This window comes from Desulfuromonas sp. CSMB_57 (genome assembly GCF_020194955.2).
Taxonomy (GTDB): domain Bacteria; phylum Desulfobacterota; class Desulfuromonadia; order Desulfuromonadales; family Syntrophotaleaceae; genus JAFCIY02.
In genome coordinates, this window is sequence record NZ_JAFCIY020000008.1 from 21723 (window position 1) to 38045 (window position 16323).

A 16323-nucleotide genomic window follows, 5' to 3' on the forward strand; every position below is an offset into this window, starting at 1 on the left:
CGCTGATGGATTCCGGCCTTTCCCAACGCCTGACCATTGTTCTCGTCGAGCCCCAACAGCCCGGCAACATCGGCATGGTGGTGCGCGCCATGGCCAATTTCGGTGTCGACGAGCTGCGTCTGGTCAATCCCTGCCCGCATCTGCACCCCGAGGCCCGCAAGTTCGCCGTCGGTGCCGCCCCGCTGCTGGGCCGGGCCCGGATTTATGACAGCCTGCCCGCCGCCTTGGGCGATTTGACCTTTTCCGTGGCCGCCACCCGCCGCACGGGTCGGCTGCGCGGCGAACTGCTCGACGTGGCCGCGGCCGCGCACCAGGTACGGCAGGGCGGCAGCCAGGATCGCATCGGCCTGGTGTTCGGTCGCGAGGACGCCGGTCTGACCAGCGAGGAGGTGGCGCTCTGCAGTTGCAGCGCGACCATCGCCACTGCGCCGGAGGTTGGCTCCCTCAATCTGGCCCAGGCCGTGGTGGTATTCCTTTACGAATTTACGCGCGAATTGGCAGCCGCCGGGGTTGCAGCCGAGGCAGCCTCGGAAAGGCTGCCGCAAGCCGAGCTGGAACCCCTTTTCGCCCAGATCGAGGCTCTTCTTACCCGCATCGCTTTTATCAATCCCAGTTGTCCCGAGGCGGTCCTCAATCGTCTTCGGCGTCTGCTGCATCGGGCCGCGCCGGATGGCGAGGATCTGAATCTGCTGCGGGGACTGTGCAGCCAACTCACCTGGAGCATCAATGATTGGCGGGGCCGCAAGCGGGGTGGGTGACAGTCCCTGACGGCACCAGCGGCGAGGTGCGCAGGGAGGCCGCGATGGGTTCCTGCCGTTTCAGATCCCAATCAAAGACCACCATGGCCGAGTCCGGGGAGCGAAAGGTCAGCAGCCGCTCACCGTCCTTGACCACCACGCTTTCCGCGGCCCGAAAGTCGAGGGTGCGATCCGGGCCGGTGCGATTGCAGACCAGCAGCGGCAGGCCGGTATCAAGGCTGCAGCGCTCCCATTCGCCGTCGGGACCATGGAACCCCGGCGCCCAGGCGGCGGCCGAAACCAGCAGGCGGGCACCCTGTTGCTTCAGGTGGCGGGCGATGCCGGGTGAAAAGGCATCGCCGCAGATCAGGATGCCGACGCTGCCGACGGCGGCCACCGGGACGGGAATGGCGCTGTCACCGGGGCTGGACCAGGCTTCGGAGCCCTGGCGCAGGGCATTGATCTTGCGATGCCGCCCGACTACGACACCCTGCTCGACGACCAGGACCGCATTATGCAGCAGGCCGGTCTGCGGGTCCCGTTCCGGCAGGCCGAGAAACAGGGTGAGATTATGCAGGGCGCTGTCCCGGCAGAGGGACTGCAGCCAGGCATCGGGCTGAACATCGATCCAATCCGTGCCGAGGCCGTCGGCGAAGGTGTAACCGGTGGTGCAGAGTTCCGGGCTGATGATCCACCCGGCGCCGGCTGCAGCCGCAGCCTGGATGGCGGCCTCCAGCTGTTGCCGGTTTTCGTCCAGCGCCCCGGGTCGGGGGGCGAGATGGAGCAGAGCGATGCGCAGTCGTCCGGTGGCGGTTGGATGGGGTCTGGTGGTCATGGTCTGGCCTTTCCTGGCGGCCGGTCCCGGTGTGCCGCTGAAACCGTATCATGGCAAAGCCGGGCGATCCCTGTCAACGGCCGGTCTGGTCGGGGCTGGCCCGTCGGTTGACCTGGGTTGGCGGTTTACGCTAAGATAATCTGTCCATCGGGCCCTTGCGGCCCGTTTTTTCATTTGCAGCCAGAGGTTTATATCGTGAGCAAGCATCATCGCAAGGAAGTCGACCGGCGCCGCACCTTCGGCATCATCAGCCATCCCGATGCCGGCAAGACCACTCTGACGGAAAAGTTGCTGCTGTTCGGCGGCGCCATTCAGATGGCCGGCGCGGTCAAGGCCCGCAAAGCGGCGCGCCACGCCACCAGCGACTGGATGGCCATGGAACAGGAACGCGGCATTTCGGTGACCTCTTCGGTCATGAAGTTCAATTACCGCGATTACGAAGTCAATCTCCTCGACACCCCGGGGCACCAGGATTTTTCCGAGGACACCTACCGGGTGCTGACGGCGGTGGACAGCGCCCTGATGGTCATCGACAGCGCCAAAGGGGTGGAAACCCAGACCCGCAAGCTGATGGAGGTGTGCCGGATGCGCAATACCCCCATCATCACCTTCATCAACAAGCTCGACCGGGAGGGCCGCGAGCCCCTGGAGTTGTTGGCGGATATCGAGGAAACCCTGCAAATCGAGTGTGCGCCCCTGTCCTGGCCCATCGGCATGGGCAAGCGTTTCAAGGGCACCTACAACCTGTACCGCAAACAGCTTTGTCTGTTCACCGCGGGCCAGGCAACCCGGGCTCAGGATCAGCTGCTCATCGAGGATCTGAGCGACCCGCGCCTGGACGAGCTGCTGGGCAGCCAGGCCGATGAGCTGCGGGCCGACATCGAACTGCTGGAGGGGGCGGCCAATCCCTTTGAGCTGGATGAATACCTCAAGGGCAACCAGACGCCGGTGTTTTTCGGCAGCGCCATCAACAACTTCGGCGTCCAGGAGATGCTCGACGCCTTCGTCGAAATCGCTCCCGGACCCCGATCTGCGCCGACCACCACCCGCGAGGTGTCACCCTACGAAGAGGCTTTCTCCGGCTTCGTCTTCAAGATCCAGGCGAACATGGATCCCGCCCATCGCGACCGCATTGCCTTTTTGCGGGTTTGCTCCGGCACCTTCCAACGCGGCATGAAGGTGCGCCACCATCGCATCGGCAAGGAGGTCAACCTCTCCAATGCCACCATCTTCATGGCCCAGGACCGCACCAACGTCGAGGAGGCCTTTCCCGGCGACATTATCGGTCTGCACAACCACGGCACCATCAAGATCGGCGACACCTTCAGCGATCGCGAACCCCTCAAGTTCACCGGCATTCCCAGCTTCGCTCCGGAACATTTCCGACGCGTGCGGCTGAAAAATCCCCTGAAGAGCAAGCAGCTGGAAAAGGGATTGCTGCAACTGGCGGAGGAGGGAGCGGTGCAGCTGTTCCGGCCGCTGATCAGTTCCGACTATATTCTGGGTGCGGTGGGGGTACTGCAGTTCGACGTCATCGTCTCCCGGCTGCAGAACGAATACGGCGTGGAAGCCCTCTACGAGGGGGTGGAATACGCCACCGCCCGCTGGGTGGAATGCGAGGACCGCAAGCTGTTGGCCGAGTTCGAAAAGAAAAACCAGGGCGCCCTCGCCCACGACGCCGAGGGCAACCTGGCCTACCTGGCCTCCAGCGAATGGCGCCTCGGCAACACCATGGAACAATGGCCTCAGGTCACCTTTCACAAGACCCGGGAGCATAACTGACACGGCCCCGTGGCGGCAACCCGCCCTCCGCGTCGGCGGCCTGCAGGCGGTATGAGGTTTTGCCTTTTGAAACGGATGCGGTTATGATGAAAACAGGTCGCAGGCCGGGCCGATCGGTTTTTTAACCATTGACCAGGAGGCGTCATGACCATCTATCGCAAATGGTACTGCACCTGCACCGGGGAACCGGTGGAGTTGACCTGCAACGAGTTCCTCGAGGATGAACCGGTGGAGTTGGTCTGCGAACTGTGTGGCGCCACCCCCTCCTCCGATCCGCGGCGGACCCTCATTTTTCGTGAGTTGGACGACTGGGAAGACTGATGCTCAGTCCTGGTGCGGACGGGTAAAGATGATGAAGGCCATGGCCGGCCGCTTGCTGGCGTCGCGCATGGCAAACTGGATGCCTTCGAACTGCCAGCCCTCGGCGGTCCAGGTGTTGAGGATATCTTCCAGGCTGTCGTCCGTCACCAAGCTGGTTTCCACGACTTTGTAGATCGGCATAGATAGACTTTTCCCCGGGCCGCCGCGCCATTGGCGCGGCGGCCCGTCTGGTTTTATATCGTCAGGCTTCGTGATGAGTGTCTTTACAAGCAGCGGTGGAGAAGGGCCTCGCGTCCCCCCCACCGAGGGCCGCATGAACCCATCCCTGGGGCTTGGCCGGCGCCATCCGGGCGCCAGACACCCTCGGTGGGGGGGCCCCGAGACCCTTTGCCGAACGGTTGCAGGTCTTTTCAATAGGCCAGGCCGGTTTTCTTGCGCACCTTGCGCAGGGTCTTGGCGGCGACGTAACGGGCCTTCTGGGCGCCGTCGGCGAGGATGCGGCGCACACCTTCCGGGTCGGCCAGCAATTCCGTGCGGCGGGCGGTGAAGGGCGCGAAATAGTCCCGCACCGTCACGAACAGTTCCTCCTTGACCTCCCCATATCCCAGCCCCCCTGCCACATAGCGGGTGCGCAGGTCCTTTTCCTGCTCCTTGTCGAGAAACAGACGAAAGATGTTGAAGACGTTGCAGCGTTCCGGATCCTTCGGATCCTCCACCGGCGTCGGATCGGTGACGATGCGCATGATCTGTTTGCGCAGGGACTTTTCGTCCTGGAACAGGTCGATGGTATTCTTGTAGCTTTTGCTCATCTTCTGTCCGTCCAGACCGGGGACCGTCGCCACTTCGTCATCGATGTCCGGTTCCGGTATCGCGAAAAGCTCCCCATACTCGTTGTTGACCTTGATGGCGATGTCGCGGGCCACCTCCAGATGCTGCTTCTGATCCTTGCCGACGGGCACCAGTTCGGACTGAAACAGCAGGATGTCCGCCGCCATCAGCACCGGATAGGCGAACAGTCCGTGGTTGGGGGCGATGCCCTTGGCGACCTTGTCCTTGTAACTGTGGCAGCGCTCCAGCAGGCCCATGGGTGTGAAATTGGACAGTACCCAGGCCAATTCCTGCACTTCCGGCACATCGGACTGGACCCAGAACAGGCTCCGTTCCGGGTCGAGGCCCAGGGCCAGGAAATTGGCGGCGGCTTCCAGGGTGCCCTTGGCCAGGGACTTGCCGTCGGGTACGCTGGTCATGGCATGGTAGTTGGCGATGAAACAGAACAACTCCTGGTGCTCCTGGTAGTCGATCATCTTTTTCATCATGCCGAAATAGTTGCCCAGGTGCAGGGCGCCGGAGGGCTGGATGCCGGACAGAACGCGCATGGTCGAATCCTCGTCGTGGAAAATAAAAAAGCCGCGGTCCAGGGGGCCGCGGCTTTGGGTTGTTCAGGTTCCGCGGACCGTCAGGTCCGCGCTGCCCATGGAGAGACACTGGCATGCGAACCGGAGATGGATTCGGACCAGCGCCACCAGCGACGGGCAAGCAGCATGCAGGGGATCATGAAGGTTTCCATAAGCGCCAAACCTAGCAGCTCGACAGCTTTTCGTCAATGGTGAAATCAGTCCCCGGTGCCGGCCGGCTGCAGCAGGCTGGCCATCTGCAGCAGCTGCGAGAGCTGGATGCCGCTGTCCTGAAGAATGCCGAGAAACACGGGGAACAGTTGCAGCAAAAAGCCGCTGTCCTGCATGGCCTCCCGGGCCAGGCCGGGCAGGGTTTCGATGATGAAGGCCTGCTTCTCCTCGGTGCTGAGGGACTCCAGGGCGGTTTTCAGTTCTTGTACGGTCATGACGGGGGTTGTGCCTCCTTGGGATTTAATGAGTCGGATGCCTTAACAGCAGCCAAGCAACGACCTTTTTCAGGGTTGACCGAAAGCTACCCGGTACACGTCGCGATAGTCGCGGGCAAAATGCACCGCCAGACCCTCGCGCAGATAGTCGGGGAGTTCCTCGAAATCCTTGCGGTTGGCTTCCGGCAGGATGACGGTCTGCAGGCCGGTGCGGCGCACGGCGATGATCTTCTCCTTGACGCCGCCGATGGGCAGCACCCGTCCGGTCAGGGTCAGCTCCCCGGTCATGCCCAGCTTGCGGATCACCGGCCGGCCGGTGATCATGGACAGCAGGGCGGTGGCCATGGTGACCCCGGCGGAGGGGCCGTCCTTGGGCGTGGCTCCCGCCGGCACGTGCAGATGCACGAAGTGCTTGTCGAAAAACTCCGGGTCGGCGCCGTATTCGGCCAGGTGCGCCATGACATAGGAATAGGCGATGTCGGAACTCTCCACCATCACCGCGCCGAGTTGGCCGGTCTGTTTGAAACCCTTGCTCTTGCTGGGCATGGCCGCGGCTTCGATCTGCAGGGTGGCGCCGCCCATGCTGGTCCAAGCCAGGCCGGTGACCACGCCGGCCACGTTCTCGAACACCTCCTCGGCGGTGAACACGGGCTTGCCGAGGTAGCCTTCGATATCCTTGCGGGTGATGGCGATCTTGTCCGTGCGCCCCTGGGAGAATTCCATGGCCGCGCGCCGCATGATCTTCTTGATGCGGTTTTCCAGGTTGCGGACCCCGGCTTCCCGGGCATAGCCGTCGATGATGGCCTCCAGGGCATCCTTGCGGATGGTGACCTGGCCCTTTTCCAGGCCGTGGCTTTCGAGGGCCTTCGGAATCAGGTAGCGGCGGGCGATCTCCAGCTTCTCCTCAAGGATATAGCCCGCCAACCTGATGACCTCCATGCGGTCCAGCAGGGGTGCCGGGATGGTGTCGAGCTGGTTGGCGGTGGCCACGAACAGCACGTTGGACAGATCGAAGGGCACGTCCAGGTAATGGTCGCGGAAGGTGGCGTTCTGTTCGGGATCCAGCACCTCCAGCAGGGCCGAAGCCGGGTCGCCCTGGAAGGAGGCGCCGATCTTGTCGATTTCATCCAGCATCAGCACCGGATTGGCGGTGGCGGCGCTCTTCATGGCCTGAATAAAGCGGCCGGGCAGGGCGCCGATGTAGGTGCGGCGGTGGCCCTTGATTTCCGCCTCGTCGCGCATGCCGCCCAGAGAGAAACGGTAGAAGGTGCGGTTCAGGGCGCTGGCGATGCTTTTGCCGATGGAGGTCTTGCCGACCCCCGGTGGACCGACCAGGCAGAGGATGGAGCCGGAGATGTCGCCCTTGAGTTTGCCGACGGCGATGAATTCGAGGATCCGCTCCTTGACGTCCTTGAGGCCGTAGTGGTCGCGGTCCAGCACCCGCCGTGCTTTCTCCAGGTTGTAGTTGTCCCGGCTGAATTTGCCCCAGGGCAGAATGGTCAGCCAGTCCAGGTAGTTGCGGGATACATTGTACTCCGGCGACGAGGGCTCGATGAGCTTGAGCTTTTCGATTTCCTCGTCGATGGTCTTGCGGGCCTCCTCGGTCAGGGTCAGGTCCGCCAGGCGCTGCTGGAATTTTTCGATTTCGCTGACCTTGCCTTCTTTTTCCAGACCCAGTTCCTTCTTGATAGCCTTGAGTTGCTCGCGCAGGAAGAATTCCCGCTGGTGGGCGCTGACCTTCTCCTCGATCTGTTTGCTGATGCGGGTCTGCAGGCGCGAGACCTCCAACTCCTTTTTCAGCAGCACCAGCACCTTGTCGATGCGCTTGCGGACGTCGAGGGTTTCCAGGATCTCCTGCAACTGCTGGCCGTCGCTGGAGGTGAGGTTGGCGGCAAAGTCCGACAGGCGGGCCGGATCGTTCATGCTCTGCCGGTTGAGGAACATCTTGATTTCCTCGGAGTAGAGCGGGTTGATCTGCACCAGTTCCTTGAGGGCGGAAATGATGGCCATGGAATAGGCCTGCAGTTCCGGATTGACGGACAGTTCGGCGGCATAATGGTATTCGACCAGCCCGAACATGCCTTCGGCGGTTTTGCTGATCTCCTTCACGGAGAACCGCTCCTGGCAGCTGACCAATAGGTGGATGCTGTCGTCGTCCGACTGGAATACTTTCATGATGCGTCCGGCCACGCCGATGCGATGCAGGTTGCCGGGATCGTCGGGGCCTTCGACGTCCCGCACCAGCACCAGTCCCAGGGTTTTGGTCGGGCTGTCCACCGCCTTTTGAGCCATGGCCACGTGGGGACGACCGGTGAAAATCATCGGCGTCAGGATGCCGGGAAAGGCCGGCCTGGGCCGCAGTGGGATGATGGGCAGATTGACGGGCAGCAGATCCGCGGCCAACACCAGACCTTCCGCCTGGATTTCCGGGCGGGTCGATTCCGCATCGGCTGCTTCGTTGTCCTGATCCGTCAGGTTCTCCTCGGGGAGTTCCTGTATGTCCCGATCGTCACTCATGGAGTATCTCCTTGGATTGCGGTAGTTGGTCAGTCAACCTAATCACTGGCCGGCCGGTTGTCAACCGGGCCGGATGGCACCTTGCGCAGTCGCGGGTTGGCCGGAGACCCCGTGAGGCTGAGGTAGAACCGGCCATCCGGTGCCGGAGGGAACAGTCGGGCGAGGAGCTGCCGCAGGGGTGGCGGCAGCATGGGCGTGGGTTGCAGGCTGAGGAGCAGTTCGAGTCGCCCGTCGAGCCAGGGGCGGGTCAGCTGCAGGCTGCCGGAACCCTCCCCCTGCAGGGCGCCGCCGTTGAGAGTCAGCCGGGTGAGACGCAGTTCCGGCCCCAGTCCTTCGGCGGCCAGGATGATCTCGCCGAGGGGCAGGCCGCGGCTCAACCCCAGTCCCTGCAGTCCGGTCAGAGAGGCGCCGGTCACGGCCAGTTCCAGGGTTCGCGCACTGTGCACGGTTGCGGCGGCGCCGGACAGGGGGCCCCGGTAGCGTCCTTCCGACAGAATCCCGTCCAGACCCAGGCCGGTGGAGGCCGGCAGCAGGCTGCTCAGGGGCAGGTCGACGGCCCGGATTTCGCCGAATCCGCTGCGCCGCAGATACCCACGCAAGCGACCGCCCTGATAGCGGGCGCTGACCCTCAGGCCCGGGTCACGGCTGAACAGGGAGCGCCAGTAGGGCGCCACACGCACCTGTTCGAACTGCAGTTCGTTCCAGGGCGGCCGGCCTCCGCGCAGGATGGCCCGTTTGAAATGCAGTGCCGCCGGCAGCCGCAGGGACGGATCCTCGAGGCTGACCTGCAAACCGGTCCGCCGGCTCAGTGCCTGCTCCAGTTCAGCCGCAATGCGACCTCGAGGTATGGCCAGGAACAGGACGGCAACCAGGCCCAATAGCACCCATATCGTCCAACCGATCCGGCGTCGACGGCCGGATGGGCGTCGGCTGGAAGTTTCTGCAAGGCGGGATGTCATGGCCGGTGCTCCCTGGCGCGGAAAGGGTTTGGCGGGACGTGCCGGAATCCCGCGATCCGTTAGAGAATATTTGCAACCGCTCGAAAATGCAAGGTTCGAAAGCTGCGGCAGGTTTGCTTTTTGCGACGGCGTGGGATAATGTTAGCAGGCCGACTTTGCCATCGGCGGCAATTCCAAAATGACCCGGAACCCCGGTTCCATACCCACTTTTTTCATGAGGCACGTCTGCATGAACGATGCTCAACCCCAACGTCTGTTTCTCATCGACGGTTCATCCTATATCTACCGGGCTTATTACGCCATTCGCCACCTCTCCAATTCCCGGGGCGAGGCCACCAACGCCGTGTACGGGTTCACCAACATGCTGCTCAAGGTGATGCGCGATTACCAACCGGATCATCTGGCCGTGGTCTTCGACGCGCCGGGCCCTTCCTTTCGCAAGGAACTCTATCCGGAATACAAGGCCAACCGGGCGGCCATGCCGGAGGATCTGCGGCCGCAGATCCCCATCATCAAGGAGGTGGTTCGGGCCTTCAACCTGCCGGCCCTGGAACTGGCCGGCTACGAGGCCGACGACATCATCGCCACCCTGGCGCGCCGTTTTGCCGAGCGGGGCCTGGCCATCACCGTGGTCACCGGCGACAAGGACCTGATGCAGATTGTCGATGAGCGCATCGGTCTGCTCGACACCATGAAGGAGCTGCACATCGGCCCGGCTGAGGTCGCCGAGCGCTTCGGTTCTCCGCAGCAGGTGGTGGAGGTGCAGGCCCTGGCGGGAGACAGTTCGGACAACGTGCCGGGGGTGCCGGGCATCGGCGAAAAAACCGCCCGGGAACTGATTCGGGAGTTCGGCACGGTGGACAATCTGCTGGCCCACATCGACCGGGTCAGCGGCAAAAAACGTCAGGAAAACCTGCGTGCCTATGCCGAGCAGGCGCGCCTGTCGCGGGAACTGGTGCGGCTGCGCGACGATCTGGCCCTGGAGGTGGATTACGGACAGTTCGCCCTCGGCGAGCCCGACCGGGAGGCGTTGACAACTCTATTCAAGAGCCTCGAATTCCACAAGCTGTTGCAGGAGTTCTCCAGCGACGAGCGCACCAGCGATGCCGGCTATCTGGCGGTTCTGAACCAGAACCAGCTCGATGAACTGCTCGCCGAACTCGGGCGCGCGCCGCGCTTCGCCTTCGATACGGAAACCACCAGCCTCGACGCCACCCGGGCCGATCTGGTCGGGCTGTCCTTTGCCGTGCAGGCCGGCCGGGCCTGGTATCTGCCCGTCGGACATCGCTATCTGGGAGCGCCGGAGCAGCTGGATCGAGCCCTGGTGCTGGAGCAGCTGCGGCCGCTGCTGGCCGATGCAGCCCGGCCCAAAATCGCCCAGAATGCCAAGTACGATGTGCTGGTGCTGCGCCGGGCCGGAATCGACGTGGCGGGCCTGGAGTGCGATACCATGATCGCCTCCTACCTGGCCAATCCCGCCGGCAAATCCCACGGCCTCGACAGCTTGGCGGCGGAGTTGCTCGGGTACCGCACCATCAGCTACGGCGAGGTGGCCGGCCAGGGCAAAAACCAGGTCTGCTTTTCCGCCGTGGCCGTCGAGACGGCGACCCGCTATGCCGCCGAGGATGCGGATATCACCCTGCGTCTGGCCGATAAACTGCTGCCGCAGGTGATCGCCACGGGGCAGGAACGGCTGTTCCGGGAGGTGGAGCTGCCCCTGGTCACGGTGCTGGCGGACATGGAATGGCACGGGGTCGGCATCGACCGCGAGCTGCTCGGCGAAATATCCGCCGAAATGGCCGGCCGCCTGCGGGTCCTGGAAGAGGAGATTTACCAGCTGGCCGGGTGCCAGTTCAACGTCGGTTCGCCCAAGCAGCTCGGCGAAGTGCTGTTCGAACACCTCAAGCTGCCACGGGGCAAAAAGACCAAAACCGGCTGGTCGACGGATGTCGAGGTGCTCAACGCCCTGGCCGAGGAGCATCCCATTGCCGAGCGCATTCTCGATTACCGCACCCTGGCCAAGCTCAAGAGCACCTATTGCGACGCCCTGCCGAAGCTGGTGCATCCGGAGACCGGCCGTATCCATACCTCCTTCAACCAGGCGGTGACCGCCACCGGCCGGCTGTCGTCCAGCGACCCCAACCTGCAGAATATCCCCATCCGCACCGAGGAGGGGCGTCGCATCCGGGCCGCCTTCGTGCCGGCACCGGGCAACATACTGCTGGCCGCCGACTATTCCCAGGTCGAACTGCGGATTCTCGCCCACCTCGCCGACGAACCGGCCCTCAAGGACAGTTTCGCCCGCAGGGAGGACATCCATGCCCGCACCGCCAGCGAGATTTTCAATGTGCCCCTGGGCATGGTGCCGCCGGAGTTGCGTCGCCAGGCCAAGACCATCAACTTCGGTGTGCTGTATGGCATGAGCGCTTTCGGTCTGGCCAAATCCCTGGGCATCGGCCGGGCCGAGGCCCAGGAATATATCGATCACTATTTTGCCCGTTATCCGCAGGTGCGGGAGTTCATGGCCGCCAAGGTCGAGGAGGCGCGCCGGCAGCGCTACGTCACCACCCTCCTCGGTCGGCGCTGCGCGGTGCCGGAAATCGACAGCAGGAATGCCGCGGTGCGCGGCTTTGCCGAACGCAACGCCATCAATTATCCCATCCAGGGCTCGGCCGCGGACATCATCAAGGTGGCCATGGTCAACATCCATCGCCGCCTGCAGGAAAAGTCGTTCCAGTCCCGGATGGTGCTGCAGGTTCACGACGAATTGGTGTTCGACGTTCCGCCGGCCGAACTGCCGGCCATGACCGAACTGGTGCGCCGGGAGATGGAGGGCGCGGTGACTCTTGATGTACCGCTGCTGGTGGAGATGGGCAGCGGCGCCAACTGGCGGGATGCCCACTGATGCTCTGTAAGCCTTGACGGACCCGTGGTATTCCATGGCCGATCCGGAGGAGCCGTGAAAAGGTTGCCCATCCGCACGCTGATCTGGCTGCTGGTGCTGGTGCCGCTGGTAATGGCGGCATTGCTGGTGGCCGGTTTGCGCTCGGAACGGGTACTCAACTCGGTACTGGTGCCCCGCTTGGAGCGCATGGCCGGAGCGCGCCTGCAGGCGGAGCTGAACATCGGTCGATTGCGCTGGCAGGGGTCGACCCTGGTGGTGGAGGAACTGCGCCTGGTCCGCAACGGCCGTTATGCCGTGGCTTTGCCGCAAACCCGCCTGACCCTGGGCCTGGCCGATCTTCTCGCACGGCAACTCACCGCCTTGGAACTGGACACCCCCGAAATCAGCTTCTGGCCCACTGCCGAAAAAGCCCCGCCTCCGCAGTGGCCCGAACGCCTGCCCGTGACCGCCCGCCGGATCCGCGTCAACAACGGTGCTCTGAGCCTGGCCATGGGTGAAACGCCGCTGGTGGTGCGGAATTTTCAGGCCGAACTCCGTGGCGGCGAGGTATTCATCTTCGAGATTCGTGCCGAGGTCGGGCAGGGGCAGCCGCTGGCCATCCGCGCCGCCGGTCATGGTGCCTGGCAGCGGGGTCTGGAACTGGTGTGTGATGTCCTCGACTGGGAGGAGCGCGCCTTGCTGCGCCGTCCTCTCAGGGTCAGCCTGCCTTCCGGCCAGGGCGTCGAAATCCGGGTCGGGTTGGGGATGGAACTGCTGGATCGGGGTGATGTCGAGCGGATGATGGTCGTGTTGCCCGAGCCGGTGGCCCTGCCGGAGAATTGGGATTTTGTGCTGCGCGACCTGCGACTCGATGTGCTCTGGTCGCCGGACGGCCTGTCCATGCAGGTCGTTCTTGACCAGGGCCGGGTGCGGGGGCCCGGCCTGACCCTGCCTTTGGAACGAACTGCCATGTCCCTTAAGAGTACCGCCGCCGGTTGGGCTGGAGAGGGACGCTTTGCCTTGGTCGGGGCGCCGAAGGGCACCCTGGAGTTCCGCAGTTCCGCCGAGGTCCTCAGCGGACAGCTGGCCATGGACGTGCCGGACCCCAACCTGTTGCAGCGGTCGGTATTGGGCGAGGTGCCCCTGCCCGTGGCGGGAGCGGCAGGGGTGCGCCTGTCGGCGACCCGGCAAGCCGGCACGACCACCGCGCAGGTGGCGCTGAGCGGCCGGCCGGGGGGGACTCCCACCGCCGCCCGGTTGGATCTTTCGGCCCTGGCTTTGCAGGCGGAGCTGCGGCAGCAGGCTTCCGGCTGGGGCGGGCAGGCGAATCTGCAGTTGGCCGGACAGCGTTTGGGTCGGGTCCGTTTCGATGCCCGGCAGTTTCAGGCCGAGGTGCCGCCCATCTGCTGGCAGCGACTGCGCCGGCTACTGCCGGCATCCCGTCGTCCGGCCGCCCTGCAGGGCGGCGAAGGAATGGCCGGAACCTTGACCATGCAGCGCCGAGGCGCCGGTTGGGGCGGTCGTTTCCAGGCCCGCGCCGGCCGCCTGCAATGGCTCCAGGGCGAGGTTAGCGAGGCCACGGTATCCGGCGGGGTGAATCTCGCCGCCGGCCGCCTGTCCCTGGATCAGGGCGTTCTGGCGGCCAAGGTGGCGGCCCATGACGGGCAGGGGCGGCTGCAGGTCCGGACCACGGGCCATTGGCAGGAGGGCCGCTGGCAAGCTCGGATTGCCGACCTGCAGCTCCAGGAAGTGGAGTGGATGTCCCCCGACGGTCAGGGCGGTCTGGTGGATGGGCGATTGCAGCTGGCAGGCACCCTGGCCACGGACCAAGCCGGCAGCATGACCTTCGATCTCGACGGCCGGCTCGGTGCCGGGGAGGCGCTGTGGGGAGCCTGGTACGCGGAACTGGCCGATTGGCAGGGGCAATGGTCGGTGCGCGGTCGCTGGCAGCCGGAACCGGCCGCTCTGCAGGTGGATGCCGCGACCCTGGCGGTTCCGGAGGCCCTGCAGCTGTCAGGGCGGGGGCGTTGGGGCCAAAACCCGGAATGGATTGGGAGGCTCGAGCTGACGGATCTGGACCGGCTCTGGCAGGGGCTGGCGCGGGATCTGCTGGCCGCGCTGCGTCCCGGCTTTGCCGGGCTGCAGCTGGCCGGCAGGATGACGGCGGACCTGCAACTGGAGGCCGCACCGGACGGTTGGCGACTGACCGGTGAACTGGCCCCGCAGGATATGGACCTGGTTTGGCCCGAACTGCAGTTGGAGGGTCTGAACGGCACCGGCCGGCTGCCCTTGGCCCTGACCCTGCCGACCACGGCCGCCGCCGGTTGGCAGCCGGCGGCCCGGTCGGGCCGGCTGCGTTTCGACCTGCTGCGCATGGGACCGGTACAACTGGGCAACGAGACCTTGCCGGTACTCGTCACCCGCAATCGTTTCCGGTTTGAGGAACCGCTGGTGCTGTTGGCCGGCGGCGGGCAAATTACCGTTGCCGATCTGCAGCTCGGTCGGGATGCCGCCGGTCCGGAATTCGGGGCCCGTATCGGCATTACTGAAATCGATCTGGAGAGATTGACACGGGAACTCGAGCTGACGCCCATGGCCGGCACCCTGAACGCCGACCTCGGTCAGATCCGGTTTGGCGACGGGGTCTTGAGTTCCGATGGCGAGGCGCTGTTCGAGGTGTTCGGCGGCCGCATCCGGCTGCGCAATCTGAGGTTTCGCCCCGGTGGCCTGGGCCGTCCGCAAACCTTCGCCGACATCGATTTTCAGGGCATCGACCTGTTTCAGCTGACCCAGACCTTCGAATTCGGCGCCATCAACGGCGTGGTGGACGGCGCCGTGCAGAACTTGCGGCTGTTCGGCGCCACCCCGTCGGCCTTCAGCGCCTGGCTGGAAACCCGCCTTTCGGGCCGCCGCAATATCAGCGTCAAGGCTTTGAACAACCTGGCGATTATCAGCCAGGGGGGTTTTTCCGGCATCCTCTCCCGAGGCCTCTACCGGTTTATCGATTTTTATCGCTATCGCCGCATCGGAATTCGCTGCGACCTGGAAAACGACGTTTTCCGTCTGCGCGGGAGCGCCCGCAAGGGCAGCGACCGCTACCTGGTTTATGGCGGATGGCTGCCGCCCCGCATCGACATCCTGGCACCGCAGCAGCCGATTTCCTTCCGCGAGATGCTCAAACGCCTGGAGCGCATCGACCGGACCGGGGGCGGCAGCGGCGGCAAGGCCGATTGATTTTCGCCGCCGGGAACGGTATAGTGTCCCTGACAGACAGAAAAGTCCACGAAATTGCATGGAAAATCAACCTGGAGGATGGCATGAGAAAGAATCTTCTGCTTGCTTCGCTGACCACCGTGATGATGTTGGCGGCCTGTGTCACCATCAATATCTATTTCCCGGCCGAGGAGGTGCGCAGCGCCGCCGACCGCATCGTGCAGGAGGTCTGGAGCGAGCGCAATGGAGCACCGGCGCCGCAGCCGGTCGCGCCTCCCGCAGCCCCGGCGGCACCGGCGGCTCCCGCCGAGAAGCAGGGACCGACCAGCCTGTTGCGGCAGTTCTGGGGAGCGTCCACGGTCCATGCCGCTCAGGATATCAACGTCACTACCCCGGAAATTCGCGCCATCAAAGAGGCCATGAAGGCGCGGACTACCGAACTGCGGCCGTTTTTGGACGGCGGGCAGGTCGGCATCGGCCGCGACGGCCTGCTCAAGGTCCGCACCCTGGATGGGTTGGACCTGCGCGCCCGCAGCCAGGTCAACCGGCTGGTGACCGTCGAGAACCAGGATCGCCTGCGCCTCTACAAGGAGATCGCCAATGCCAACAAGTTCCCTGACCGGGCCCATGAAGTGCAGGCGATTTTTGCCGACTCTTGGCGGGAACAGGCCGCTTCCGGCTGGTATATCGAGGATGCCGCCGGCGCCTGGAGCCGACGCTGACGCCTCCGGTCGATCTCTGCTGGCCGACCAGCGCGGGGCCACCCTGCTGGCGGTACTGGTCGCCGTGACCGTCATGGGGTTGGCGGCCGGCATCGCCGGCAGCACCTGGCGTACCATCCTGCAGCGGGAACGGGAGGAGGAACTGCTGTTTCGGGGCGAGCAGTATCGCCGCGCCATTGCCGGCTATTTCGCCGTCGGCGGCGGCTATCCCCGGCGGCTCGAGGAACTGCTGAAGGATACCCGGACGCCGCTGCCGTCCCGTCATCTGCGGCGGTTGTATCCCGACCCCATGACCGGCGGTCCGTGGCAGTTGGTACGCGATAATGCCGGTAATATCCTTGGGGTGCGCAGCGACAGTGCTCTGCGGCCCTTCAAGAGTGACGGTTTCCCCGAAGGGTACGAAGGCTTCGAACAGGCGGAAAGCTATCGCGAATGGGAGTTTGTTTTTCAGCGACCCCAGGTCGCGCCTGAAACCTGAATCCCGGTTTGAATCTGACAGCAGCGGCCGCATAC

13 protein-coding genes are annotated in these 16323 nt (G+C 64.4%); 7 read left to right on the top strand and 6 right to left on the bottom strand.

Annotated features, from left to right (window positions below; all coding sequences use genetic code 11):
- Nucleotides 1–5 precede the first annotated feature (5 nt).
- Nucleotides 6–758, top strand: a complete 753-nt coding sequence (locus JQN68_RS03580; protein ID WP_225072592.1) for an RNA methyltransferase — start codon at nt 6–8, stop codon at nt 756–758.
- On the opposite strand, the gene JQN68_RS03585 is transcribed toward JQN68_RS03580, so the two are convergent.
- On the bottom strand, nt 724–1572 hold the full coding sequence (locus JQN68_RS03585; protein ID WP_225072593.1) for a carbon-nitrogen hydrolase family protein: 849 nt from the start codon (nt 1570–1572) through the stop codon (nt 724–726). The two genes, JQN68_RS03580 and JQN68_RS03585, sit on opposite strands and share 35 nt — an antisense overlap.
- 195 nt (nt 1573–1767) lie before the next feature.
- On the opposite strand from JQN68_RS03585, the gene JQN68_RS03590 reads away from it, so the two are divergent.
- Nucleotides 1768–3354 carry a peptide chain release factor 3 gene (locus JQN68_RS03590; RefSeq protein ID WP_225072594.1) on the top strand — a complete coding sequence of 529 codons (1587 nt, stop codon included), beginning with the start codon at nt 1768–1770 and terminating at the stop codon, nt 3352–3354.
- Nucleotides 3355–3498: 144 nt separating this feature from the next.
- A complete protein-coding gene (locus JQN68_RS03595; RefSeq protein ID WP_225072595.1) occupies nt 3499–3675 on the top strand; it encodes a hypothetical protein in 177 nt (58 codons plus the stop codon).
- A 3-nt stretch (nt 3676–3678) separates the two neighbouring features.
- Here the strand turns inward: JQN68_RS03595 and JQN68_RS03600 are convergent, their stop codons facing one another.
- From JQN68_RS03600 to gspN, 5 genes are all read right to left on the bottom strand, one after another.
- Entirely contained in the window at nt 3679–3855 is a 177-nt protein-coding gene (locus tag JQN68_RS03600) for a DUF4177 domain-containing protein (protein WP_225072596.1), read from the bottom strand.
- Between the two features lie 230 nt (nt 3856–4085).
- A complete protein-coding gene (trpS, locus tag JQN68_RS03605) occupies nt 4086–5051 on the bottom strand; it encodes a tryptophan--tRNA ligase (RefSeq protein WP_225072597.1) in 966 nt (321 codons plus the stop codon).
- A 236-nt stretch (nt 5052–5287) separates the two neighbouring features.
- Nucleotides 5288–5515 carry a hypothetical protein gene (locus JQN68_RS03610; RefSeq protein ID WP_225072598.1) on the bottom strand — a complete coding sequence of 76 codons (228 nt, stop codon included), beginning with the start codon at nt 5513–5515 and terminating at the stop codon, nt 5288–5290.
- Nucleotides 5516–5584: 69 nt separating this feature from the next.
- Nucleotides 5585–8032, bottom strand: a complete 2448-nt coding sequence (gene lon / locus JQN68_RS03615; RefSeq protein WP_225072599.1) for an endopeptidase La — start codon at nt 8030–8032, stop codon at nt 5585–5587.
- Nucleotides 8033–8070: 38 nt separating this feature from the next.
- A complete protein-coding gene (gene gspN / locus JQN68_RS03620; RefSeq protein ID WP_225072600.1) occupies nt 8071–8991 on the bottom strand; it encodes a type II secretion system protein GspN in 921 nt (306 codons plus the stop codon).
- 229 nt (nt 8992–9220) lie between these two features.
- On the opposite strand from gspN, the gene polA reads away from it, so the two are divergent.
- The 4 genes from polA to JQN68_RS03640 all read left to right on the top strand — a co-directional run bounded on the left by polA (nt 9221) and on the right by JQN68_RS03640 (nt 16288).
- A complete protein-coding gene (polA, locus tag JQN68_RS03625) occupies nt 9221–11896 on the top strand; it encodes a DNA polymerase I (RefSeq protein WP_225072601.1) in 2676 nt (891 codons plus the stop codon).
- Between the two features lie 54 nt (nt 11897–11950).
- Nucleotides 11951–15109: a hypothetical protein gene (locus JQN68_RS03630; RefSeq protein ID WP_225072602.1), complete on the top strand. Its 3159-nt coding sequence runs from the start codon at nt 11951–11953 to the stop codon at nt 15107–15109.
- Nucleotides 15110–15192: 83 nt separating this feature from the next.
- Complete coding sequence (locus tag JQN68_RS03635; protein ID WP_225072603.1) at nt 15193–15810, top strand: DUF1318 domain-containing protein; 618 nt, start codon at nt 15193–15195, stop codon at nt 15808–15810.
- Nucleotides 15782–16288, top strand: a complete 507-nt coding sequence (locus JQN68_RS03640) for a type II secretion system protein (protein WP_225072604.1) — start codon at nt 15782–15784, stop codon at nt 16286–16288. Before JQN68_RS03635 ends, JQN68_RS03640 begins: the two co-directional genes overlap by 29 nt.
- Nucleotides 16289–16323 lie beyond the last annotated feature (35 nt).

Bases quoted from the DNA above. Each gene is read 5' to 3' on its own strand.
- JQN68_RS03580 (WP_225072592.1), top strand. From the start codon at position 6: ATGGATTCCGGCCTTTCCCAACGCCTGACCATTGTTCTCGTCGAGCCC.
- JQN68_RS03585 (WP_225072593.1), bottom strand. From the start codon at position 1,572: ATGACCACCAGACCCCATCCAACCGCCACCGGACGACTGCGCATCGCT.
- JQN68_RS03595 (WP_225072595.1), top strand. From the start codon at position 3,499: ATGACCATCTATCGCAAATGGTACTGCACCTGCACCGGGGAACCGGTG.
- JQN68_RS03600 (WP_225072596.1), bottom strand. From the start codon at position 3,855: ATGCCGATCTACAAAGTCGTGGAAACCAGCTTGGTGACGGACGACAGC.
- trpS (WP_225072597.1), bottom strand. From the start codon at position 5,051: ATGCGCGTTCTGTCCGGCATCCAGCCCTCCGGCGCCCTGCACCTGGGC.
- JQN68_RS03610 (WP_225072598.1), bottom strand. From the start codon at position 5,515: ATGACCGTACAAGAACTGAAAACCGCCCTGGAGTCCCTCAGCACCGAG.
- lon (WP_225072599.1), bottom strand. From the start codon at position 8,032: ATGAGTGACGATCGGGACATACAGGAACTCCCCGAGGAGAACCTGACG.
- gspN (WP_225072600.1), bottom strand. From the start codon at position 8,991: ATGACATCCCGCCTTGCAGAAACTTCCAGCCGACGCCCATCCGGCCGT.
- polA (WP_225072601.1), top strand. From the start codon at position 9,221: ATGAACGATGCTCAACCCCAACGTCTGTTTCTCATCGACGGTTCATCC.
- JQN68_RS03635 (WP_225072603.1), top strand. From the start codon at position 15,193: ATGAGAAAGAATCTTCTGCTTGCTTCGCTGACCACCGTGATGATGTTG.
- JQN68_RS03640 (WP_225072604.1), top strand. From the start codon at position 15,782: ATGCCGCCGGCGCCTGGAGCCGACGCTGACGCCTCCGGTCGATCTCTG.